The sequence below is a fragment of the Motilimonas eburnea genome (genome assembly GCF_021295345.1).
GTDB classification, from domain to species: domain Bacteria; phylum Pseudomonadota; class Gammaproteobacteria; order Enterobacterales; family CBDFNC01; genus Motilimonas; species Motilimonas eburnea.
Window position 1 is genome coordinate 129990 of the sequence record NZ_JAIMJB010000005.1, and the last position, 22013, is coordinate 152002.

The following is a 22013-nucleotide window of genomic DNA, read 5'->3' on the forward strand; positions in this document are numbered from 1 at the left end:
TTGTTTATAAAAACTTTTTCCGCTAACCTATGCACAAAAAAATCATTAACAACATCGTTTATATCGTATATATACCATTGTAAAAGGGAAAATCAGGTGAAATCTTTTAATCAAACCATCATAGCTACCATTATTGGCACCACGTTTTTAACCGGTTGTGCATCCAATAAACAAGAAGTTGGCACATTATTAGGCGCAGCAACCGGGGTGTTAGTCGGCAGCGCCTTTGGTAGCGGCAGTGGTAAAGTCGCTGCGATGATCATTGGTGGCGTAGCGGGCTCACTCATCGGTAACTACATTGGCGCTTCACTTGATGAACAAGATCGCCAAGCCATGGCGCGCCATTCTGCCCAAGCAATGAATGAATTAGAAGATGGCCAACCGACTGTTTGGAAAAGTGAAACGTCCAATGCCAGCGCCGTTATCACGCCAGTTGCGACGACCCAAAAAACCAAAACGATGAAGGTAGTAAAACTAAAGCAAGTTGAAGTATTACCTGTCAAAACCATGATCAGCCAGCCCTATCAAACCAAATCAAGCCTAAATGTCAGACCGACGCCAAGCACTGAACATCAAGCGGTAGGCGGCCTTAAACAGGGCGAAGTAGTTACCGCAGTAGGCGCAGTTGAAAATGGTTGGATCATGGTCGCCAAGAACAGTATTACCTTAGGTTATGTACACCCCGACTTTATTCAACCTTATGTCCCAGGCAATCACATCAACGAACAAGAGCGTGAAGTTGCTGCACAGCAAAGCATGCGCACGGCCATCGATCTTGACGCCATCGATACTCAGCAAACCAGCGCACAATTATCGCAAGATACCGGCTTTGATTTAGACAGCATTGAACTGACCGAGGATGAACTGGTCGCTACCACCGAATGTCGCACCATGGAAGCGAAAGTAACCAGCGACAAAGGGCAACAATCAACCGAAACCTTTAATGCCTGTAAAGCTGCCGATGGTGCGTGGGAGCTTGGTTAATGAAATACAGCATAGTGATAACCAGTGCTTCACTACTGCTGGCTCATGCCAGCTTTAGTGCCGCAGCCGAGCAAACTAGATTAGCGTATTCTAAAAAAGACCAAGTCGAAATATTTGCCGACCAACAACAGGGTAAATGGTGCCAAAAGGCGATCAGTCTGAATCTCGTATCAGATAGCCCAACAGAATTACAACAACAAACCGTCGACATCTTGTTAAACAAGCTAACAACCGTTGTTAATCGTGAATGCCCAACTGGCGAGGACATCGCCTTCAAGGTCACCGACCGACAAGAGCAGGTATTGTTTCAGGGTAGTCTATCCAAATCTCAGCAATGGCAACCTCAATATGTTACTGCCACCAACCCAGTAGCAAATACTTCCGTAGCGCCAGCCGCAGCTGAACAAGCCAAAGCCGAGCAAGCCGCTGCAGAACAAGCTGCAGCCGAACAAGCCAAAGCCGAACAAGCCAAAGCCGAGCAAGCCAAAGCTGAGCAAGCCAAAGCTGAGCAAGCCAAAGCTGAGCAAGCCGCAGCTGAGCAAGCCAAAGCTGAGCAAGCCAAAGCCGAGCAAGCCGCAGCTGAACAAGCCGCAGCTGAACAAGCCGCAGCTGAACAAGCCGCAGCTGAACAAGCCGCAGCTGAACAAGCCGCAGCTGAACAAGCCGCAGCTGAACAAGCCGCAGCTGAACAAGCCGCAGCTGAACTAGCCGCAGCCGAGCAAGCCGCATTATTTGAACTGGCGGGTTGGAAGCCTGAGCTAAGCAGAAAAGGATTTGTTTACCAAGGCGACAAACCCGACCAATTGATCAAAGATAAAACGGGGTGCCTGTTATATGCGCCAACTATCCGGGTCGAAGATCGACCCTATGTCAGGGTTACTCGCGAGGGGGGAGAATGTATCGATGGCCACCTTAACGGCGTTGCCAAGCTGAAGTTTAAACGTCAAGATGGTAAAAACCTTGGCAAGATAAAAGCGCACTTCCTCTACGGTTACCCGTTTAAATCCTTACCAAAGGATAAGGAACTCTATCCCGTTGCACGCATCAACCAAGGTCATGACATCCTATTAATGTGGCTGGGTTCCGATCCTAAGCTTAAGCAACACTACTTTGTCCCCGCCGTATATGCCTATAACGGCCTATTTCAATTATCGGAAAGTGCGGGTTATGTCATGACCAGCGAAACCGCGGCGTTTATGGATGAAGACTTATTCAAGCCCTTAATCGCAGAGAGCTTTCGCCCATTCACCGACAATTTAAGAACCCGCGACGGTTATACCGTGTATTTCGTAGACGGCTTCCCTGATGTGAATAAAATCCATGGCTACAGTGATGAGCATAAACTTTATAGCTATCGAGTTAATCATCATCGTAAAAAAGGCACTTATGTCAACTGGGATAGAACTAACAACTTCTATTTCGAGCGCACGCTCAAGCAGCAACAACAACTTGCCCAACAAAAAGCACGTGAAGAAGAGCAAGCCAAACGCTTAGCGGAACAAGAAGCTCGAGAGGCAGAGCGCAAGGCTCAGCAAAGGGCGCAAGAACAAGCGCGTATCGCGTTGGAAATGAACAACACTTATGAACGCTTAACCAAAGCAGACAAATGGACCCGGATTGCCGATGGCTTGCAGCAAGAGCTAAAACTGTTCCAACCTGCGATCTATGTTGCTCACAGCTACCAACATCGACCGCTAAATTCTCCTTACGGCTTTAATCTGGGTGAATTAGCAATGGCCAGAAAGCAACACAAAGGCACATTTGTGTTCAAGATTGATGAAAAAGAAGACGGTTATTACACCACAGGTGAGCCTTATCAAGTGCATGTACACAGTGAAGAACCACTGGAAGAAGGCCATTGGTATGGTGTCACCGCGTTTGTCGGGGCGAGTTACGATAAACTGGATGATAACCAATTATTTATCCCACAGCTTAACGTCGATGCCAGCTACCTTTGTCAGCAAGCCAAGTGTACCGAATTGGATGACCCCGTCATGATAGTGCGCAAACAATATTCCGCTCCACAATGGACGCCTGAATCAAGCAAGGAGGCGCAGTAATGAAGAATAAACTCATCATAGGTGTTGCCATCGCCGTATGCGCCATCATCGGCTGGCACTTCACCGCCCAGTCCATTGCCAAAAGCAAAATAGAAACCGCATTTAAGGAGCACCAGCTCGACCGCTTTATCAGCTACCGAGACATGAGCGTAAACAGCTTCACATTAGATGCCACCTTAGAAAAAGTGACCCTTAACATAACTTTGCCCCAGGTTTTTCGCAAAGCCGTGGTCATCAACCTAGAGGCTGACGCCATCGTGTTGCGTGATTTCAACAACGACGATGATGAGCTCAAACTTGATGCCAGCTTAAACGGGTTAAAGTTCGACTTTAATAGCCCAACGCATATGGCGTTACTGCAAAGCCTTGATTGGGTAGCCAAGCCCTTGCTTGATCTTGCTTACCAAGAGCTCACTCTAGATACAGAGATCGTTTTTTCGCTGGATAAAACAGGTGGTGAATCGAGTCTAGCCATCACCTTAAAAGACGAGAATAAGGCCACTGTTTTCCATCAGTTAACCGGTGAACAATGGCAAAGCTTACCCCTACTCGTAGAAGGAAACCCGTTACAAAACATGCACAAACTGGGTCAAATTGCATTTACCTCTGTGCAAGTTTCGGTGGAGGATCATGGCCTATTTGCACGAAGTTATGATTTATACAGCAAATCAATTGTCATCACCCCCGACGATGTACCCTCTCGTGAACAGCTAAAATTCACCCATGATTTTGAAAAGGCACAAAAAGAAGGCGAGCGTGATGGTATCAACATTGATGTCGCTGAAATCGGCGAAGCTTACGCTGATTTTATCGATGATCCAGACACCTTCGGCCTTAGCATCAGCGCTGATGAGCCTGTGGTCGTAATAGATATATTTAACCTCTTTGCGGGCAGGCCCAATGGGCAAGAAATCATCAAGCTAATCAATCAGCTTGACGTAGAGGTCATTCAATAATCCCAACAGCCCCGCCAATGCGGGGCTTGTTTTATACCCAAAGATTAATCCAACCGCTTAGCAAAGCGTAAACTGGCCACCACCAGCCCAACTAAGGTAAAGCCCAGCAGCCATAGGGCATCAAAGCTTAATTCCATCACCTGTGCATCACGCAGCACGATGGCGCGTGACATTCGCATAAAATGAGTGGCTGGCAGGGCTTCGGCTATCCACTGCGCGGCCACGGGCATGGCTTCGTAGGGGAACATAAAGCCAGATAATAAAATCGACGGTAACAGCACAAAAATGGTTAACTGCATCGACTGCAACTGGGTTTTGGCGATGGTCGAAATCACTAGCCCTAAGGTTAAACTAGCGCAAATAAACAACATGGAGGCCAGCGCCATGGAATCTAGCCCGCCCCGAAATGGCACATCAAATAACACATGACCAGCGCCCAAAATAATGCTGACTTGCACTAGCCCGACAACGACATAAGGCAATATTTTCCCTAACATTAATTCTATCGGGCGGATCGGCGTGGTGATTAAAAACTCCATATTGCCTTGCTCACGCTCACGCACGATGGCCGCCGAGGTAAACATCACCATGGTCATGGTTAAAATCACCCCCAATAAACCGGGCACAATATTCACCACGGAGCGCTGCTCGGGGTTAAAGTATTGTACTACCTCTAAACTTGCGACCGTGGCGCTAACAGGTCTGTCTAACACTTCATTGAGGGGCATTTGCCGCAGCGACTTAATGGTGGCCGCAACCACCGTGTCTGAACCATCCACCAACCATTGCGCCACAGGCCGTGCCAAGGGCTGCGCCGAAATAGGGAGTTCGGCTTGGCCTTGATTGGGAAAACGCAGCAAGCGCTCGGCAAAATCAGGCGGGATATACAGCACCGCTTTTACCTCACCTCGGGTTAGCGCGGCTTCGGCTTCCATCACATTGGCATAATTTCGTTTAAAGTCGACCACTTGGCTGGCTTGCACCGCATTAACTAAACGCGGTGCGTAAGCGCTAGCTGAAAGATTCACCACCCCAGCGGGTAAATGGCGGGCATCGGTATTAATGGCATAACCAAACAGCATAAGCTGCACCAAGGGGATCATCACTATCATGCCAAAGGTCATGCGATCACGAGACAGTTGACGCAGCTCCTTAACCACCACAGCAAATATTCTAAGCAACATCGCCATGCCTCCCTTGTCCGGTGCAAGTCACAAACACATCCTCTAAGTTAGGCCGCACCATTTCAATTTGAGTTTCGATTTGAACACCTGCACCTCGCGCTTCTTCCACCTTAGCCTGTAACCAAGCTAAAGGCTCGCTCACACTATTGGTCACCAACACCCTTAGCCGACTGCCTATTTGCGCGGCAGAAAGTACCTCAGGGAGTTTTATTAAGGCTTGTTTTAGGCTGCGTAAATCTTGCCCTGCAATTTCAAATACCTGCGCCGCCATTTGCTGCATCAATTGCTGCGGCGAGCCATCGGCTCGTTTGACCCCGCGCTCTAAAATCGCCAAACCATGACAGCGCTCGGCTTCGTCCATATAGTGGGTAGAAACCAAAATGGTGGTGCCTTGGTCGCACAAATCAAATAAACGCTCCCAAAACTCACGGCGGTTTTCCGGATCCACCGCCGAGGTAGGCTCATCTAAAAACAATAATTCAGGGTAATGTAAGGTCGCTGCGGCTAAGGCTAAACGCTGCTTTTGGCCACCACTCATCGAGCCTGCCAGCTGCTTTTCTCGTCCCACTAGATCGTATAACTGCAGCAGCTCGGCTAGACGTTGCTGGCGCTTGCGCCATGAAAAGCCGTAAATACGCGCGACAAAAGCCAAATTTTCTAGCACGGTGAGGTTTTCATAAAGAGAAAACTTTTGCGTCATGTAACCGATGCGACGGCGAATTTTATCTTCATTGCCCATTAAGTTCTCACCGAGAACTTTAATCTCACCGGCGCTTGGTCTAAGTAGACCCGTTAGCATTCGAATCGAGGTCGATTTGCCGCAGCCATTGGGACCAAGAAAGCCATAAATACTGCCGGCCGAGATGGCTAAATCCACCTGATCGACCGCCACTAAACCACCAAAGGTGCGGCTCATGCCTTGGGTTGAAATGGCTAACGGCGCACTCATGGCAACAACTCCACTTCAAGATTTAAGCCAGTGGGTAAAGCTTGCCCAGCCGCATCTAAATCGATATCGGTTAAGTACATTAACCTAGCGCGGTCACGCTCATTCAGGGCATAAAACGGGGTATAAGCCGGCTCACTGCGCACCTTTCGCACCGTACCGCTCAGGGCTTCTGTTCGGCCATCTACCAAAATGCGCACCGAGCTGCCAACGGTTACCCGATCAAGCCAAGTCGCAGGTACATATGCGCGCACATAAGGCCGCTGCGTCGCTAGCAAGCCCACTAATTGCGTACCCGCCATCACCCGATCGCCCACGCGCCATGGCATCACATCGACTATCGCGGCTTGCTGCGCCACTAAGGTCAAGTCGGCAAGATGCTGCTGTTCTACCGCTAAATTCGCCTGCGCCGCCGCGACTAACGCACGCCCCTGCGCCACTTGTTCGCTGCGGGTACCGTTGTGTAATTGCTGCCAGCTTTGCTGCGCTTGCGCTAATTTTGCCTGTGCCGTGGCTAAGGCGGCTTGCGCCTGATCGAGATCGGCCTTGGTTAACACCCGGGTTTTATATAAGCGCTGAATACGGGTAAAGTCTTGCTGCGCTTGAGTCAGATTGGCTTTGGCTTCGGCAATCACGGCTTCGGCGCGCTCGATTTCTTCACTGCGGGCGCCAGCTAATAACTCATCTAACTTGGCCTTTGCTTGGGCTAAATCGGCTTGTTTTTGCTGCACCCGAGCTTGCGCTATGGTGTCATTCAAGCGCAATAAAGGGGTGCCTGCTTCCACTTGCTGACCTTCACTGACCCAAATTTCGGCAATCTGCTCACCCACAGGGGCCGTCAAAGTCAGCCTATCGCGCTCAACCTGACCAAACACCCTAGGCTCACCCTCTTGGCAACCCAACAAAAATAGTCCCATAAAACATAACGCGAAAATTTTCATCACTGCTCCTCCTGAGCGTGGGGTTGCAGCAAGCCTTGCTGTAATACGCCCACATTGTGCTTCACCAAATCAGATAAAATATCGGGATTGATATCGACACCAAATTGCTTGATTAACACCGGCGGCGCAATCAAGGGAAACACCATCAAGCTAATCAAGCTTAAGCGTGCTAATTCAGGATTAACGCCCTCGCGTAACTGGCCTGATTTAACTAAGCCTTGAGCTAACCATTGCCGCGATAGGTCCATAATTTGGCTAAATACATCAAGCAAAATGCGCTGTTGCTCGCTTTGCTCTGGCTCGTGTAACACCCGCACTATCAGTCGCGGTAAGGCCGGATTGGGCGCCATCACTTGATAATAGGTCTGCATTAAACTGGCTAAATCTTGAGGCGCAGCAGCAGCGGGAATGCTTTTCAGGCTGGCAAGCACAGGTGCCAAGGTTTCACGCACCATGCTTTCAAACAAGCCGAGTTTAGAGCCAAAATAGTAGCGGATCATCGCCGCATCCACCTCGGCATGGCGCGCTAATTCACGCGTCGACACTTGCGCAAAGCTATTCGCACCAAACAACACCAATGCAGAGTTAATCAAGCGGTTACGCGCATCGGAATCGCCCTTTGGCCGCCCCGCTGCTCGCTCGGTAGTTGTCGCCATGTGCACACCTCATCAATAATTCATCTATTGATGAATATTAGTGAACTAAGTGCATAAAGGGGAGACTTTAAATTCCTCAATATCGGCTAAGTTGATGAATTCAGTAGGCGCCCCAGTGATGGTGCGACTTTGGTGGTTGTGTGGGAGCACCAGTAATAGTGCGATTTGGGGGCTATCTTTATCGCCGCATTACTGCGGCTCCCACAAACACCTCCCACAAGTTTAACTAAACAGGTTGGCGCTTAGCTCGTCGCCTAGCTCGCCAAGCAAACACTAAACTTGATAGCAAATAAGCCGGAATAATGGCTAGCGGGAAAAAGAACACTTGCCCCATATGGTGGTTAATCTTGTATCGAATTGGCCTAATTTGGTTGCCCGTTACTTGATAAGTCGAGGTGGCGCTGTAGGTATTCATGTAATTAAACTCGATTACCTGAGTCTCGTCCGTGGTCGATAACACCTGAATGTTGTGGATATCGCCAACATTAAGCACAACCTCTTGCTGATCCAAAAAATAGGTGAATTCAGCTTGCTGCTCGACCGCCTTTTGTAAGGTCAGCATTTGGTATTGATCGCCTTTTTTACCCAAAACATAAAAGCTGCGCGCCTGCTCGAAAAAATTGTCGGTGACTTCTGGCGGTGCGGTTAGCTTGGTGATAACTGGGATAAAGGCAAAAAAGAGCACGAGTGTAAGTAGCAATTTCATTTATTTACCAACCTAGGTGCCCTGAAAACCATGTCATTTCACTTACCCCAACGCCACATAATTTGGCTGCGAGGCAATACGTTGGCACCACGCTTGAATGGCTGGGTAGCGGTTAAGATCAAACCCGCCCTGCGCTGCCACATGGGTATAAGCATATAGGGCGATATCGGCAATGGTCAGGCTGTTGCCCACCAAGAAATCCGTTTGCTTTAGCTGCTGTTCCATAATAGCAAGGGCCTTGTTGCCACCGGCTTGCAACGATTCATATTCGGCTTGGCGAGCTTCTGGCATTCCAAGGTAGTGTTGAATAAAGCGCGCTACGGCGATGTAAGGTTCATGACTGTATTGCTCGAAGAATAGCCATTCGTACACCTTGGCCAACTGAAATGGCTCTTGTGGCAGCAAGGGCGTTCCCGCCGCTAAGTAACCCATAATCGCATTGGACTCAGCCAGATAACGGCCATCATCTAATGCCAACAAAGGGATCTTGCCATTGGCATTCATGGCCAAAAATTGCTCGGTTTTCGTTTCGCCAGCCAAGATATCCACATCGATCCACTGATAATCTTGTTGCAGTAATGACAACAACAATTTTACCTTGTAGCAGTTACCCGACTGCACATCACCATAAACACGCATCATTTGTCCTTTATATTAATAACTCAGCGCACCTTATCGGCCGTGGTTAATACCTTGTTGCTGTTAGAAAATCCGTGGCGCTGATACAAGCTGTGGGCATCGTTGGTGACGAGCATTAGTAGCTTGTCTCGCCAGCGGGGATCGCTGAGTGCCACGTCCACCAGCCACTTGCCTAAACCTTGGCCACGAAAGGCTTCATCGATTATCACATCGGCCAAATAGGCAAAGCTGACATAATCAGTCACCACTCGGGCAAAGCCTACTTGTAAATCCTGATGGTATAGAGAGAAGCATTCTGAATGAGTCACCGAGGTGGCGATGTCATCTAGGCTGCGCTCGGCCGCCCAATAGGACTGGGCTAACAACGCTTTTAGCCGCATTAAATCAACCTTATCGGCTTGATTGTAAATCACATATCCTTGTTTCTCGGCAATCATGCCTGCATCCTTCGGCGCTAAATAATGAGTCACAGCGTTCATCTTGGCTCAGCGAGCTTGCTGGACACATCATGTAAAAGAAATATAAAGCAAAATACCATTAACCCGCTCAGGAGTCATGTTAGAATCATCTCGCCCAATTTGAGATGCTAGACCGCGTTTGGTATCAAGTTAACCCATAAAAGAACCATTATGACCCGATCAATTTCTTTGCTATTACTGATTTGCAGCAGTGCCTGTTATGCCGTTGAGCCACTCATTGAAACACCCGCTGATCGCGAGCCCGACATTATAGATAACACCTTGTCCGTATTTGGTGCAGACGGCGGTTTCGATGACAGTAAAACCATCGACATGAGCTACTTGCCTACCGCGTTTTACACGCCCGAGAAGAAATTCGGTGCAGGGCTATTGGTGATAGGTTTGTACAAAACCCAGGGCGCAACCAAGCAAGAGCAGCCTTCGTCCTTGGTGATCAACTCCTTTGCTTCCAGTAATGGCTCTTATGGTGTTGAATTTGAAAACATGACCTTCTTTAACCAAGGTAAACACAGGCTGCTGTTTGAGATTGAACTGCACAATGAATCGGCGGTGTATTATGGCCAAGGTATAGACGCAGGCAATAATGACGCCAATAAACATGAATTTGATGAGCAACTCTATCGCTTTAGCCCCCGTTTTATGACCCGTGTGGCCGACCATTTCTTTGTCGGCATAGGTGCGGATGTCAGCCATGCTAAAGCCGATGATTTAAAACACGAGCCGACCAATACGCCAATTTCATCCAATCGCTTACTACCAAGCAATACCAGCACCGGCGTGGTTCTTAGCAGCAGTTATGATTCACGCGATTATCGCTTAAACGCATCAACAGGCTGGTTATTGCAACTGGATGCGGGTTGGTATCACAATAACGAATACAGTTCGTTTTCTACTTACAACGCCGAGATCGCAAATTATATTGATCTTAGTGGCACTGCGCCCGGCCTCATCGCTTGGCAAGTGCAGGGCCGTTTTAGCGATGGCGATGTGCCTTGGAATTATTTGCCAGATCTAGGTGGCTCGAGCGCTATGCGCGGCTATATCAAAGGCCGCTATCGTGACGAGCAAATGATGATGGCACAAATTGAATATCGCCTGCCGATTTATCATCGATTTGGCATGGTATTTTGGGGCGCGGGCGGCAGTGTAGCCCCCACCATCAGCAAGTTAAGCGATGAGCTGCTTGGCTCCTATGGCACCGGCTTTCGCTTTAACCTAAAAGACAACATTAATCTGCGCTTCGATGTCGGTGTTGGCAAGAACGACACTAACTTTTATCTCAACGTGAATGAAGTGTTTTAATAACCATGATGCGGCTGCGACTTAATCATAACAAGAAACGAACCAGGTGCTGGCAATATGGGTTGCCATTGCTATTCACCTTAGCCTCCTCGGTGCAGGCAATGCAGTCATGTCAGCGCCACAGTGAATTTGCGGTGTATTTAAATGGCATTCACACCGGCAGCATGGCGCGTACCGAGTCATGGCAAGGTAAGCAAGCGAAAATCAACACCACCAGCAAGGCGAGCATTTTAGGCATCAAAACTCAGTATCAGCAGCAAGCAAAGGTACAATGGTCTGATGCCGAACAAGGCTGGCTCACTCAAGAGTTTACGCAAAATGTCAGCGGCTTTCGCACGCGCAATATGCAAGTGGCCTTTGCCGCCGACGGGCTCAGCTCAGAGGTCGACTTAGATGGAAAGATCAACCGCTACCAATCTAAGTACATCCCACTACGAGATGTAGACACCTTGGCGATTCAGATTCGCCACTTAGTGATGCAAGGTAAAACCAAGTTTACTCTGATCCGCCAAGCCTCTGATGGCACAGAGCTATACCAATATCAACGGCAACCGCCAGCGCCACACACCATCGCCCCATGGGGCGAGCAAGCCTTGATCCCTGTGGTGCAAACCGGCGCAGAAGACATCACTTACTACTTCGCACCTGAGCTCGACTATCAGCTGTTCCGAGCCGATTATCACGGCTTGTTGCTGCAAGGCAAGGTATTGCTGACCCAGTATCAATCAAACTGCGCCAGCGAAGCTTGATCACTATTGCTTTGTCATCTCTTGCTGCCAACGTTTAGCTTTGCTCTTAGCACTTTGCTTTACCGCATCGCTTAGGGCATGTTTTTTCTCAAATTCGATACGATAACTCTGCGCCTTAGCTAACCCATTGTCTGCCGCTATGCTGAGCCAAGCGTAAGCGTCATCAAGGGGGAAAAAACTGGGAAAATTTAACGTTTCATATATTTTCGCCAGATACAATTGCGATGTTAAATCCCCTTGTTTCGCCGCTAATTTAAACCAACCTTCGGCGCGATAAAGGCTTTTATCCACACCGATACCATAAAAATAATACTCACCAAGGGCACGACAGGCTAAAGGGTGCTCTTGGTAAGCAGCCTTACGGTAAAGTTTGATGGCCTCGGCATACTTTTTGTCCTCTTCCTCTATCATGCCGCGCACATAATAAGCTTCGGCCGATTCCATGGCAGCCAGGGCCTGATAAAATACATTCGCCTCATTCACCCCAGCTATCCGTTTGGCCAAAAAATACAAGCGGGCTAACAATAAAGGATCGCCACTGGCATCAACCTCAGCCAAAAATGCTCTGGCCTTGGCCAAGTCGTAGAATTCGCCTTCTCGATCGGCATATAAAATCGCCAGGTTTGCCTTAGCACGATTGCTATCGTGCTCAGCCTGAAACAGGTAGTAGCTTAATCGTAATTGCGCCAAGCTGGGCTGTTCACCGCCTTGTTGTACCACCTTGTCCATTAGGGCAATGGCTTTTTCATGTCCCGATTCCACAGCTTGCTCAAGTAATGCCATGGCTTGCTCGGCACTGGCCTCACTCCCTATGCCAAAAATAGCAAACTCAATCAGCATAATATGAGCGGCTAGATAGCCTTGCTCTGCACTTTGCTGCAGCGACTCTCTGGCCAAGGTATCATCGCGTAACACGCCCTTGCCTTCGTAGTATGCCAACCCCAAAAAATACAGCCCGCGGGGATCTTGGTTGGCGGCTGCCAACTTGACTAAATGAATGCCTGACGGGATATCTTGCTCAACATAGCGACCATCAATTAAAAACGCACCATATAAAGCGCGTGCGGGGTCCCACGCATAACGTGCTGATGCTTGTAAGTATTGCATACCCCGATCAGGATCTTGCTCCACATACTCACCAAGTCGGTACAGCTCTGCAAGCACAAACAGGGCTTCAGGATTTTCCAGTTCAGCAGCTTCGTGAAGCAATACCAAGCCTTTGTCATCATCCTGCACGACGCCCTGACCAATAAAGTACATTTCGGCTAAACGCACTTTGGCTAAGGCATAACCTTGCTCACTGGCCAAACCAAACCATTTTGCCGCATCGGCTAAATTAGCTTGGCGTAACTCGCCTTGCACATGGGCCATGCCTAAACGATATTGAGCCTGAGCATCTCCTTGCTGCGCCGCTTGACGACATTGCTTCGCTTGCTGGGCACTCAAGCTGACTTCTAACGCCACATCACAGCGCCCTGAGTCGGCTAGGCGAGCGGCATTATCTGTGGTTGCACAAGCTGATAACAAGAGAGCCAAGGGCAATGCGGCAAGGCGAACACGAGACCAAAGAAAGGTGTTTTTCATCCATAAAACCTTATTAAGACGGCGATAAATGACGACGGCATTTATCCTTAAATTAAGGTCTTTATGTAACATACTTGACCTGCAAATAGCGAGTCATCGCAAAAATATTTCTACTCGTACCTAAGCCACTATTTTGGAAACCCTGAAAACGTTTGACTGGTTAACGCGGTGTCATACCAGCAAGCACGCTCCTCCCAGAAGATATGATCATCCACCGTGATATTAGGCTGACCATCTAAACTACCCGCCGGCACCACCAAAGCCTTCCCTGTGCCAGAAACATAGGGTAAGGAGCAACCACAGGCCTGACAGAAGCAGCTTGTAATAGCACGACCGTCTAAATCAAAGCGCTTAACCAAGTCAGCACCACTTAGCCACTCTATATTATCGACCGCCGTGAATAGATTAGCGGCATGAGCCGAGCCCGACGTTTTTTGACACTGCTGACAATGACACAAATGAAACTGGTTAAAGTTGTTTTCACAACTAAATCTCACAGCTCCACATAAACAGCTACCTTGAATGTTCTCCATATAGAAACCTTTCTAACCTCTTGCCTCAATGGCTTGCCAAATGCATTTGAGTGTACCCAACTACTGCCAAAAATACTTACGGATTTCCTCCTCGCGCTGAGCAGGATCTATCCCAATATCTTTTAGTTGATGCGAAGACAACTGAGCCAAGTGCTGCCTTGAGGTTCTTCTGTGTTGCCACAAATCATAAGTAGCACTTATCTTATTAACTAGCTTACCCCATCGCTGCCAAAACCCCATTGTTGATATATGCGCTAACCTACCTTCCATAGTAAAATCCCCCAAGCCATTAACTTGATAATTAATTTAGGCTTGACTGGCACCATAAACAAACGATAGATTTTTAACCAATCATAAGTAAAACTTATCTATTAATGCATTTACCTCCAATTATGTCATTGCGCTGCTTTGAAAGTGCAGCCAAACACTTGAGTTTTACCCAAGCTGCGCAAGAGTTATTTATCACCCAAGCCGCGGTGAGTCAGCATATTCGCAAATTAGAAGAACAGCTGGGTGCCCCCCTATTTATCCGTCACAATCGGCGCCTAACCCTGAGCGAACAGGGCCATGCCTTACTGCCCTATGTCAGCCAATCCCTCACGCTATTAACCGATGGGATAAAAAAGGTCACCTTAGGTAACACATCGGGGCCATTGAATATTTCTGCTTTACCTTCGTTTTGTTCACGCTGGCTGGTACCGCGGTTATGGCATTTTTCCCAGCAACACCCCGATATCGAAGTGCGCTTAACGCCTAGCTTACAGGTGGTAGACTTACCTCAGTCCGACTTTGATCTCGCCATTCGTTTTGGCTTAGGTGATTACAAGGGTTGTCAGAGCGAAGCGCTAATGAGCGATAGCTTGTTTCCGGTGTGTTCACCTAAACTATTGCAAACTAAGCCTATCACTCAGGTCACTGATCTGGCTAACATACCGATTATTCATGACTTTTTAACTAACACCAGTAATTGGCAAGGTTGGTTAGATGCAGCAGGTTACCCCGATTTAACCATGAGCAATAACCTGCGCATCAGCGATGCGAGCTTAGCCATCACCGCCGCCCTTTCAGGGCAAGGCGTCACCTTAGCCAGACAAAGTTTAGTGGGTGAAGAGCTCAACAATGGCCAGCTAGTGCGCCTGTTTGACACCAGCATAGCCTCAGATTATGGCTATTACCTAGTCACGCCAAGCAACCGCCCCCTTAACCCCAAGGGCGAATTGTTTAGGGCTTGGCTCGTCGATCAAATTGCCGCCGATAGCACCTTAAGCCCACCACAAGAAGCCGCTGTCTCAACTAGTCCTTCCTAGGGAATGCTGATGACAGCATCATCTATGATGGCGGCTATGACTTAGTAACCTCAGCGCCCAAAGCAACCGTCCCCTTAACCCAAAAGGCGAATTGTTTAGGGCTTGGCTCGTCGATCAAATTGCCGCCGATAGCATCTTAAGCCCACCACAAGAAGCCGCTGTCTCAGCTAGCCCTTCGCAGGGATTTGCAGATGATCTCGCCAGTAGTCGGTGACAAAGATTTGCTGAGGATCTAAACGCTCACGCAAGGCTAAAAAGTCGGCAAGCTTAGGGTATTGACGGCGAATATACGCCATGGTGTCTTGTCCATCGCGCTTATTGAGGAGAGGCAACATCTTGCCCCAGTGTAAACGGTACGGAATATTGCTTTCCTTAAATAAATTCCAAAACTGAGGGTAGAAGCGCTCGGCAGGATTTTCAGCAAAATCAACAAACCAAAGGGGCTCAAAACGCACCGCGCCATCGCGCCATTCATCTTGTTGATCTGAATAACCCATACTTAACCAAGCCTGACTTGCCTTGGCCATGTAGACCTCAATCATAAATAAGCCAGTTCGGTCTAACTTCTTATTTGGATCGGTTTCACTGTCAAAATAGTCTCGTAACATTTGCATCACTTGAGCGCTTCTGCCGACCGGAAACCAGAGCTCAGAAAATTCAATATCGAGAAACTCATCACTGGCTTCATTATCCATCGGCAGGCCCCAAGGCGCATGATCTTGAAATACTTGTGGATTCCCCGCAGATATACCCAAGCGATCACTGTCCAACGGCTGAAACACACTCACTATCTGGGCCAAAATAGTTGGGAGTTGTTCTTTGATCGTTTTCCTATTCGCAATAACAAATGCATTAAACGCATCGGATGTGGCCAAGGTGAGCAGTTCGACCAATTGCCTAAACATATCGCCAAATACACCGAATTGCTTATAGTCATGAATATTTTCAATCACCTTATGGATTGCTATATCACCGGCCTGAACCTTTTCATAGAGTCGAATCGGATTATCCAAATTACCTAGAATGGCATAAATAATACTGATCACTGGCTCAGCAACCTGTGGGTATGCGGTAAATTCTTGATATGGGCGCGGTGTAAAGCCCACCACCTGAGCCTGTCGTTGAGCCTGCCAAGGCACTAATCTTTCAATGCCTGGTTGGGGCCACCAGTTAATACGGCCATAATCAACATCATTAAAGAAGTCGAGCAATGAAGGCTTTTCCGCTGACTCGCCAAAAAAATCAAAAGCACATTGCTGATAGCTGACCGTTGCCTCTTGGCCACAAATATTAAACGCAGGCTCACATTGCAATTCTACTTCAACTATCACCCCAAGCAGGCCCATAGACACCAATACAGCATGAAACAAATCAGCATCTTTATCGCGATTGGCATATCGCAACTCACCTTCGCCATCGACAAAATGAATACCGACGATATTGTCATGAAATGAATATTTGAGTGAACCGCCCGCAGAACCCGTTCCCAAAAAACCGCCTAAGGTTTGATGAGTAATGCCTCCTAGCTCAGATACCGTCAGCTGGTATTGGTGCCACAGTAGATAAAGCAGGCTGTTTTCAAGGGTCGAGGTTTGGGTCACATCACTGGGATCATAACCTAGGTGGACGCCAGCCCCCGCTCTGACAAGATGATGTTGTACATCGTATAACTCAACATGATTAATTTTATCTAGTACCAAATTAAGCTCTTTTGATGTTGAAGGCGGTGGATCCAAGTTAGTTACGTTGGGTTGCATTAACACGGAGTTGGTATAAATCGCCCAACTCTGACTATGGGCGGCACCACACACTCTCACCTGCTGACCATTGCGATTCGCTTCGCGCACTAATGCAATCACTTCTTCAATCGATTCAGGACGGTAATAGTTTGATTGGATTTGAGAAACTGGCATAACCTTTCATTAACCTTTGATAAATGCGAAGCCTATTATTGCCATTTTAGTGACTTAAGACTAAGGTGAAACTCACAAAACGGTTTTAAATGTTAACAAGTTGTAACGAAGGTATGTGGTCTCGAACTGTCTTAGTTGTTGTCGTTGTGTTACTCAGTATCAGCTTGCCACTCACGGCATGGGCAGGTGCTCATTCGGCCATTATCGATGTTGCGAGCGCGACCAATACCGACGCGAGCTACGCCACATTAGCCGATCCAGATGCACAGTTTTCGATTAATGATCTACTTTATCATTCAAAGTCTTATCCTTGGCAAGCTCGCCAAGGTGACGTATCGCGCGGTGTGTTCGCCTACCCTTTGTGGATGAAGTTTACCCTTGGCAATTCAGATGCCAAGCAACAAAGGTACTTGCTGGAATACACAGATCCAGGCCCTTACCAAGTCGACCTATACGTGGTTGATCGACATGGGGGCATTGACCAAACATATCACTACAACCGTGAGCAGCCGCTAAGCCAAAAGCCATACCCCAATGCAGGAGCGGTTTTTCCTGTTGATGTCCCCTATGGTGAGCAATACACGGTTTATGCCCGCATCACACATAAGATGGGGGGCGTCTTTTCCCGGTTTGCGATTTGGCACCCTGCCCACTTCGTTCAATATGAAAGTATCGAAACCGCCCTTTACGGCGGTATCTACACGTCCTTTTTTATCTTCTGCTTTATCGCCTTGGTGATATTTTTTGCCACCAAAGAACGCAGCTTCTTGTTTTATTCCGGCCTCACTTTTACCTCAGCGATAAGCCTGATGCACCTTGATGGCCATTGGACTTTCTTGCAATTTGAGCATGGGGTGCCTGTTAATCATGCCGTGCTGTGGACCGGTGCTTATGTGTTTATGGCGCTCGGTTTTGCGCGCAGCTACCTTAACCTCAGCGAACAGCTTCCTTGGGCTGACAAGTTGGTTAGGAACGCAATGTGGCTAGGGTTAATTATTATTCTATTGGGCTTGTTGGACCATATTGAGGTCGCCGGTTTGCTCATGATGTTAAGCATGTTAGTTATCTTAATGGTGCCTTTCATCAGCGTGTATCTGATCTTAGCAAAGCAACAAAAAGTGCGGTTATTTACCTTGGCTTGGTTCATTTATGGCGGGGCCATTACGATTCAATTCGCTTTACGCCAAGTAGGCATCGTCCCTCACTTACCCATCACCACTTACAGTGGTGCGATAGGCGCCATGATTGAAATGGGTTTACTGACCATCTCGATGGGCTTTCGTGTACTGGATCTAAAACGCGAACGCGATCAAGTCAGAGACGCTCATGTGGCTCATTTAGAACAGTTTAACACCCAACTTGAAGCGCAAGTCAAAGCGCAAACGCAAGCGTTAGAGCAAGCGAAAACCAAAGCGGAACACGACGCTCGAACCGATCCCCTGACTCAATTAAATAACCGTCGCTCGTTTTACGAGCTGGCACCTAAGCTGATAAAAACCATGTTGCGTAGCCAAACGTCAGCCTGTGCTATCGCCATTGACATTGACCACTTCAAACAAGTGAACGACAACTATGGGCATGACGCCGGAGACTTAGTGTTAGTGCAAGTCACCAATGTGTTAGCGCAAAACATACGTGAAAATGATTTATTGGCGCGCCTCGGTGGCGAAGAGTTTAGCATCTTGGCTTTGACTCAAAGCCCAGCCCATGCCTCCGACTATGCAGAGCGAGTGAGAGCCGCGGTCGCCAATGGGGTGATCCATTTAGATAATGGTTTACGCCTTAATGTAACCGTCAGTATTGGGGTGTACCTGTTTAATCATGATGATAGCCTTTCTCAAGTACTCAATCGCGCCGACACCGCACTTTACAGGGCCAAACAAAATGGCCGCAATCAGGTTCACATGTGGCAACCCACGGCACAGTTGATCCATCCCTCAGGCCATGACTCATAAGCTAGGTTTTCCATTTTCATTGCTTTGTAACTCCTGTTGCAGCAACCTTGCCACATGCTCTGGCGATTGCGTATGACGCGCCATCAATTGATACATAGCGGGGATCACAAATAAGGTCACTAGGCTCGCAAAAGCCATGCCGGCAAAAATAACCGTGCCCACCGCCATCCGGCTTTCTGCCCCAGCGCCGGTTGATAAAATCAAAGGAATGGCGCCCACTAAGGTAGTAAATGCCGTCATCATGATCGGCCTTAACCGTCTTGACGCCGCAGCAACGACAGCCTGTTCAAACGCCATACCGCGATCCCTTAATTGGTTGGCAAACTCCACGATCAAAATGCCATTTTTGGTGACCATACCAATGAGCATGATCATGCCAATTTGACTGTAAATATTTAGACTGCCTTGGCTCAACCATAACCCCAATAAACCACCAAAAATGCCCATTGGCACCGTGAACATCACCACCAGCGGATTGATAAAGCTTTCAAATTGGGCAGCCAATACCAAGTATGCCACCAGCAAGGCAAGGCCAAACACAATTAATATATCACTTTGATTTTCTTTAAAGTCTTTAGACTCGCCACTGTAATCTATGCTGATATCGGGTGGCAGCATGGTACGCGCAGCTTGCTCTAAGTAAGCCAAGGCCTCCCCTAAGGTCACCCCAGATGCCAAACTGGCACTTAAGGTAATCGCTTTCTGTTTTTGCAGGTGGCTTAACCGGCGCGCCGAGGCCACTTCTTCCACTTCAGTGACCGCGTCTAAGGTCACTAATTCTCCACTTTGGCTACGCAAGTAGATTTGATTTAAATCGCTGGCATTATTAAATCGATTCTCATCCCCTCTGAGATAGACATCGTATTCTTCACCCCGCTCAATAAAGGTGGTTTCGGTTTGGCCCCCAAGCATCACTTCTAATGTATTGGCTATCTCTTGCACACTAATGCCAAGCTGCGCCGCGCGGGGACGATCGATATGCACCACTAATTCAGGGGTCGTTTCTGCGTAATCAAGATCGAGGCCGGTGAACAAACCACTTTGCTGCGCCACGTTTTGCAGCTCGCGGGCATGAGAAAATAATTCGTCGTAATCACTGCCACGCAGCACAAATTGCACCGGATCATTCGAGCCACCACGAAATCCCGGTAGCATAGGCATAATCCGCACATCGGGTATCCCCACCAGCGTTTGCTGCACTAACTTAAGCGCTTCACTAGCACTGGTATCGCGCTGCTGCCAATCTTCTAACTGCATAATGAAAAAGGCGGTGTTGTCCCCTGCGCGACCACCAAAAGCAGGCGCTTGCACACTGATAGAACGGATAACGCCTTGCCCAACTAAGGGCAATAGCTTGGCCTCGGCAAGCTCCACATTCGCGACCATGCGGTTATAACTGGTGCCTTCTGCACCTTTGACAAAAGCAAAAATCACCCCGCGATCTTCTTGTGGCGCAAGCTGCATGGGGACAACCTTAATCAGAGCGTAACAACCCGCTACACAAGCCAAGATAACCAAAGGTGATGCCCAAGCCCGCTTGACGGCGAGCTTTAATATGCGCTGGTACCCTTGCTCTAATCGCGAAAATGCTGCGTCCATTTTTAGTGCGATCGGTCTTTTTTTGGCTTTAGCTTTAAATAGCTTGGTCGCTAATACTGGCGATAAGGTGAGCGCCACTAAGGATGAAAAACTCACCGCGATAGCCAATAACACAGCGAACTCGGTAAATAAACGACCAACCATGCCCTCCATAAAGGCAATGGGCACAAATACCATGACCAAAACCAAGGTAGTGGCAATCACGGCAAACCCCACTTCGCGGCAGCCTTTATAGGCGGCAACCAAGGGCGTTTCACCTTGCTCTAAGTGATGAAATATATTTTCGATGACCACGATGGTGTCATCCACCACTAAACCAATCGCCAAGATCAGGGCCATTAAGGTCAATAAGTTAATCGAAAAACCAAAAAAGTAAGCGGCAATAAAAGCGGATATCAAAGAAACAGGGACGGTGATCGCTGGGATCAAGGTCGCACGGCCTTGGCCAATAAACAGATACAACACCAAGATCACTAAACCACCCGTGATCATTAAGGTAGAGTAGACTTCCTTAATTGAGCGGTCGATAAACAAGGTGGCATCGTAATCCACCGTCAGCTCAGTGCCCGCGGGTAAAATAGGTTGTAATTGCTCGACTTGAGCGCGCACTAATTGCGCCACGGTTAAAGGATTGGCATCCGACTGAACTATGATGCCCAAGCTTAAGTTTTGTACTCCGTTGCTTTTGTAGGTGGAATTTTCATTTTGTGCTCCCACCCAAACCTTAGCCACATCTTTTAAGTAGGTTGGCGTGGCGTTCGGGTTTTGCTTCACGGCAAGATAACCAAAATCCTCTGGCGTGGCATAAAGCCGACTGGTGCGCACCGCCATGGTCGTCACATCATTACGCACCTCACCCCCTGGAGTTTCCATGTTTTCTTGTCTTAAGGCATTGATGATGTCACTGGCTGTCACACCTCGCCCCGCCATCAGCTCGGGATCAAGCTGCACATACATGACGCGATACAAAGCCCCAGAAATACCAATATCACTGACACCCGAAATAAAACCAAAGCGATCGGTGAGCACCCGCTCGGCATAGTCGGTAAGCTGAGTGCGATCCATTTCTGATGAGGATAGGTTGATATACACGGCTGGCTCGCCCGAGCCATTGTCTTTAGAAACCACGGGATCATCGGCTTCATCGGGCAATCGACGTTGCGCCCGAGCTACCGCGTCGCGCACATCGCTCACCCCTTCGGTGATATCCCAATCCAGTAAAAAATTTACCGTGATCCGCGACATGCCGTTGCGGCTAACCGAGGTTATATAGTCGATACCACTGATTCCACTCAGCTGATCTTCAAGTGTTTTTGTCACTTGGCTTTCCATGATCGAGGCCGAAGCACCACTATAACTGGTACTGATAGTGACCACAGGGTTTTCCACCTCTGGCATTTCTCGTACCGACATTTTGCTAAATGACACTAAGCCAAAGATCACTAATAACAGGCTTAGCACAATGCCAAATACTGGGCGTTTGATCGCGACATCAGACAATAACATAGTGGTTTATTTCC

At 48.3% G+C, this 22013-nt stretch carries 19 protein-coding genes; 7 read left to right on the forward strand and 12 right to left on the reverse strand.

Features of this window, described 5'->3' with window-relative positions; genetic code table 11:
* Positions 1-96 precede the first annotated feature (96 nt).
* Genes K6Y21_RS06585 through K6Y21_RS06595 form a run of 3 tightly spaced genes read left to right on the forward strand, consistent with a single transcriptional unit; the run spans position 97 to position 4000 of the window.
* Positions 97-984 (forward strand): SH3 domain-containing protein, encoded by an 888-nt coding sequence (locus tag K6Y21_RS06585; RefSeq protein ID WP_233070986.1) that lies wholly within the window; start codon positions 97-99, stop codon positions 982-984.
* On the forward strand, positions 984-3044 hold the full coding sequence (locus K6Y21_RS06590) for a hypothetical protein (RefSeq protein WP_233070987.1): 2061 nt from the start codon (positions 984-986) through the stop codon (positions 3042-3044). Before K6Y21_RS06585 ends, K6Y21_RS06590 begins: the two co-directional genes overlap by 1 nt.
* Positions 3044-4000: an aq_1923 C-terminal domain gene (locus K6Y21_RS06595; RefSeq protein WP_233070988.1), complete on the forward strand. Its 957-nt coding sequence runs from the start codon at positions 3044-3046 to the stop codon at positions 3998-4000. Before K6Y21_RS06590 ends, K6Y21_RS06595 begins: the two co-directional genes overlap by 1 nt.
* 44 nt (positions 4001-4044) lie before the next feature.
* On the opposite strand, the gene K6Y21_RS06600 is transcribed toward K6Y21_RS06595, so the two are convergent.
* The 7 genes from K6Y21_RS06600 to K6Y21_RS06630 all read right to left on the reverse strand — a co-directional run bounded on the left by K6Y21_RS06600 (position 4045) and on the right by K6Y21_RS06630 (position 9551).
* The gene (locus K6Y21_RS06600) at positions 4045-5184 is read right to left on the reverse strand and encodes an ABC transporter permease (RefSeq protein ID WP_233070989.1); all 1140 of its coding nucleotides are present in this window, start codon (positions 5182-5184) and stop codon (positions 4045-4047) included.
* Entirely contained in the window at positions 5174-6133 is a 960-nt protein-coding gene (locus K6Y21_RS06605) for an ABC transporter ATP-binding protein (protein ID WP_233070990.1), read from the reverse strand. Before K6Y21_RS06605 ends, K6Y21_RS06600 begins: the two co-directional genes overlap by 11 nt.
* Positions 6130-7071, reverse strand: a complete 942-nt coding sequence (locus K6Y21_RS06610; protein ID WP_233070991.1) for an HlyD family secretion protein — start codon at positions 7069-7071, stop codon at positions 6130-6132. Before K6Y21_RS06610 ends, K6Y21_RS06605 begins: the two co-directional genes overlap by 4 nt.
* Positions 7071-7727 (reverse strand): TetR/AcrR family transcriptional regulator, encoded by a 657-nt coding sequence (locus K6Y21_RS06615; protein WP_233070992.1) that lies wholly within the window; start codon positions 7725-7727, stop codon positions 7071-7073. The genes K6Y21_RS06610 and K6Y21_RS06615 overlap by 1 nt, the downstream gene beginning before the upstream one ends.
* A gap of 226 nt (positions 7728-7953) precedes the next feature.
* Positions 7954-8433 carry a hypothetical protein gene (locus K6Y21_RS06620; protein ID WP_233070993.1) on the reverse strand — a complete coding sequence of 160 codons (480 nt, stop codon included), beginning with the start codon at positions 8431-8433 and terminating at the stop codon, positions 7954-7956.
* 42 nt (positions 8434-8475) lie between these two features.
* On the reverse strand, positions 8476-9072 hold the full coding sequence (locus K6Y21_RS06625; RefSeq protein ID WP_233070994.1) for a glutathione S-transferase family protein: 597 nt from the start codon (positions 9070-9072) through the stop codon (positions 8476-8478).
* A 23-nt stretch (positions 9073-9095) separates the two neighbouring features.
* Positions 9096-9551 carry a GNAT family N-acetyltransferase gene (locus K6Y21_RS06630; protein ID WP_233070995.1) on the reverse strand — a complete coding sequence of 152 codons (456 nt, stop codon included), beginning with the start codon at positions 9549-9551 and terminating at the stop codon, positions 9096-9098.
* Positions 9552-9701: 150 nt separating this feature from the next.
* Between K6Y21_RS06630 and K6Y21_RS06635 the strand changes: the two genes are divergently transcribed.
* Both K6Y21_RS06635 and K6Y21_RS06640 read left to right on the forward strand, forming a co-directional pair.
* The gene (locus K6Y21_RS06635; protein ID WP_233070996.1) at positions 9702-10853 is read left to right on the forward strand and encodes a BamA/TamA family outer membrane protein; all 1152 of its coding nucleotides are present in this window, start codon (positions 9702-9704) and stop codon (positions 10851-10853) included.
* 101 nt (positions 10854-10954) lie between these two features.
* The gene (locus K6Y21_RS06640) at positions 10955-11602 is read left to right on the forward strand and encodes a hypothetical protein (protein ID WP_233070997.1); all 648 of its coding nucleotides are present in this window, start codon (positions 10955-10957) and stop codon (positions 11600-11602) included.
* Between the two features lie 3 nt (positions 11603-11605).
* On the opposite strand, the gene K6Y21_RS06645 is transcribed toward K6Y21_RS06640, so the two are convergent.
* The 3 genes from K6Y21_RS06645 to K6Y21_RS21455 all read right to left on the reverse strand — a co-directional run bounded on the left by K6Y21_RS06645 (position 11606) and on the right by K6Y21_RS21455 (position 13989).
* Positions 11606-13186 (reverse strand): tetratricopeptide repeat protein, encoded by a 1581-nt coding sequence (locus K6Y21_RS06645; RefSeq protein WP_233070998.1) that lies wholly within the window; start codon positions 13184-13186, stop codon positions 11606-11608.
* A gap of 128 nt (positions 13187-13314) precedes the next feature.
* Entirely contained in the window at positions 13315-13719 is a 405-nt protein-coding gene (locus K6Y21_RS06650; protein WP_233070999.1) for a GFA family protein, read from the reverse strand.
* 60 nt (positions 13720-13779) lie between these two features.
* Entirely contained in the window at positions 13780-13989 is a 210-nt protein-coding gene (locus K6Y21_RS21455; protein ID WP_432757980.1) for a DUF1127 domain-containing protein, read from the reverse strand.
* A 104-nt stretch (positions 13990-14093) separates the two neighbouring features.
* Between K6Y21_RS21455 and gcvA the strand changes: the two genes are divergently transcribed.
* Positions 14094-15026: a transcriptional regulator GcvA gene (gene gcvA, locus K6Y21_RS06655; protein WP_233071000.1), complete on the forward strand. Its 933-nt coding sequence runs from the start codon at positions 14094-14096 to the stop codon at positions 15024-15026.
* Positions 15027-15193: 167 nt separating this feature from the next.
* Here the strand turns inward: gcvA and K6Y21_RS06660 are convergent, their stop codons facing one another.
* Positions 15194-16939, reverse strand: a complete 1746-nt coding sequence (locus K6Y21_RS06660) for a D-arabinono-1,4-lactone oxidase (RefSeq protein ID WP_233071001.1) — start codon at positions 16937-16939, stop codon at positions 15194-15196.
* 113 nt (positions 16940-17052) lie between these two features.
* Between K6Y21_RS06660 and K6Y21_RS06665 the strand changes: the two genes are divergently transcribed.
* Entirely contained in the window at positions 17053-18894 is a 1842-nt protein-coding gene (locus K6Y21_RS06665) for a sensor domain-containing diguanylate cyclase (protein WP_233071002.1), read from the forward strand.
* Here the strand turns inward: K6Y21_RS06665 and K6Y21_RS06670 are convergent.
* Entirely contained in the window at positions 18889-21999 is a 3111-nt protein-coding gene (locus K6Y21_RS06670) for a multidrug efflux RND transporter permease subunit (RefSeq protein WP_233071003.1), read from the reverse strand. The genes K6Y21_RS06665 and K6Y21_RS06670 overlap by 6 nt on opposite strands.
* Between the last annotated feature and the right edge of the window lie 14 nt (positions 22000-22013).

Coding starts and splice junctions, on each gene's coding strand:
- K6Y21_RS06590 (WP_233070987.1), top strand. CDS start 984: ATGAAATACAGCATAGTGATAACCAGTGCTTCACTACTGCTGGCTCAT.
- K6Y21_RS06595 (WP_233070988.1), top strand. CDS start 3,044: ATGAAGAATAAACTCATCATAGGTGTTGCCATCGCCGTATGCGCCATC.
- K6Y21_RS06600 (WP_233070989.1), bottom strand. CDS start 5,184: ATGTTGCTTAGAATATTTGCTGTGGTGGTTAAGGAGCTGCGTCAACTG.
- K6Y21_RS06605 (WP_233070990.1), bottom strand. CDS start 6,133: ATGAGTGCGCCGTTAGCCATTTCAACCCAAGGCATGAGCCGCACCTTT.
- K6Y21_RS06610 (WP_233070991.1), bottom strand. CDS start 7,071: ATGAAAATTTTCGCGTTATGTTTTATGGGACTATTTTTGTTGGGTTGC.
- K6Y21_RS06615 (WP_233070992.1), bottom strand. CDS start 7,727: ATGGCGACAACTACCGAGCGAGCAGCGGGGCGGCCAAAGGGCGATTCC.
- K6Y21_RS06620 (WP_233070993.1), bottom strand. CDS start 8,433: ATGAAATTGCTACTTACACTCGTGCTCTTTTTTGCCTTTATCCCAGTT.
- K6Y21_RS06625 (WP_233070994.1), bottom strand. CDS start 9,072: ATGCGTGTTTATGGTGATGTGCAGTCGGGTAACTGCTACAAGGTAAAA.
- K6Y21_RS06630 (WP_233070995.1), bottom strand. CDS start 9,551: ATGAACGCTGTGACTCATTATTTAGCGCCGAAGGATGCAGGCATGATT.
- K6Y21_RS06635 (WP_233070996.1), top strand. CDS start 9,702: ATGACCCGATCAATTTCTTTGCTATTACTGATTTGCAGCAGTGCCTGT.
- K6Y21_RS06640 (WP_233070997.1), top strand. CDS start 10,955: ATGCAGTCATGTCAGCGCCACAGTGAATTTGCGGTGTATTTAAATGGC.
- K6Y21_RS06645 (WP_233070998.1), bottom strand. CDS start 13,186: ATGAAAAACACCTTTCTTTGGTCTCGTGTTCGCCTTGCCGCATTGCCC.
- K6Y21_RS06650 (WP_233070999.1), bottom strand. CDS start 13,719: ATGGAGAACATTCAAGGTAGCTGTTTATGTGGAGCTGTGAGATTTAGT.
- K6Y21_RS21455 (WP_432757980.1), bottom strand. CDS start 13,989: ATGGAAGGTAGGTTAGCGCATATATCAACAATGGGGTTTTGGCAGCGA.
- gcvA (WP_233071000.1), top strand. CDS start 14,094: ATGCATTTACCTCCAATTATGTCATTGCGCTGCTTTGAAAGTGCAGCC.
- K6Y21_RS06660 (WP_233071001.1), bottom strand. CDS start 16,939: ATGCCAGTTTCTCAAATCCAATCAAACTATTACCGTCCTGAATCGATT.
- K6Y21_RS06665 (WP_233071002.1), top strand. CDS start 17,053: ATGTGGTCTCGAACTGTCTTAGTTGTTGTCGTTGTGTTACTCAGTATC.
- K6Y21_RS06670 (WP_233071003.1), bottom strand. CDS start 21,999: ATGTTATTGTCTGATGTCGCGATCAAACGCCCAGTATTTGGCATTGTG.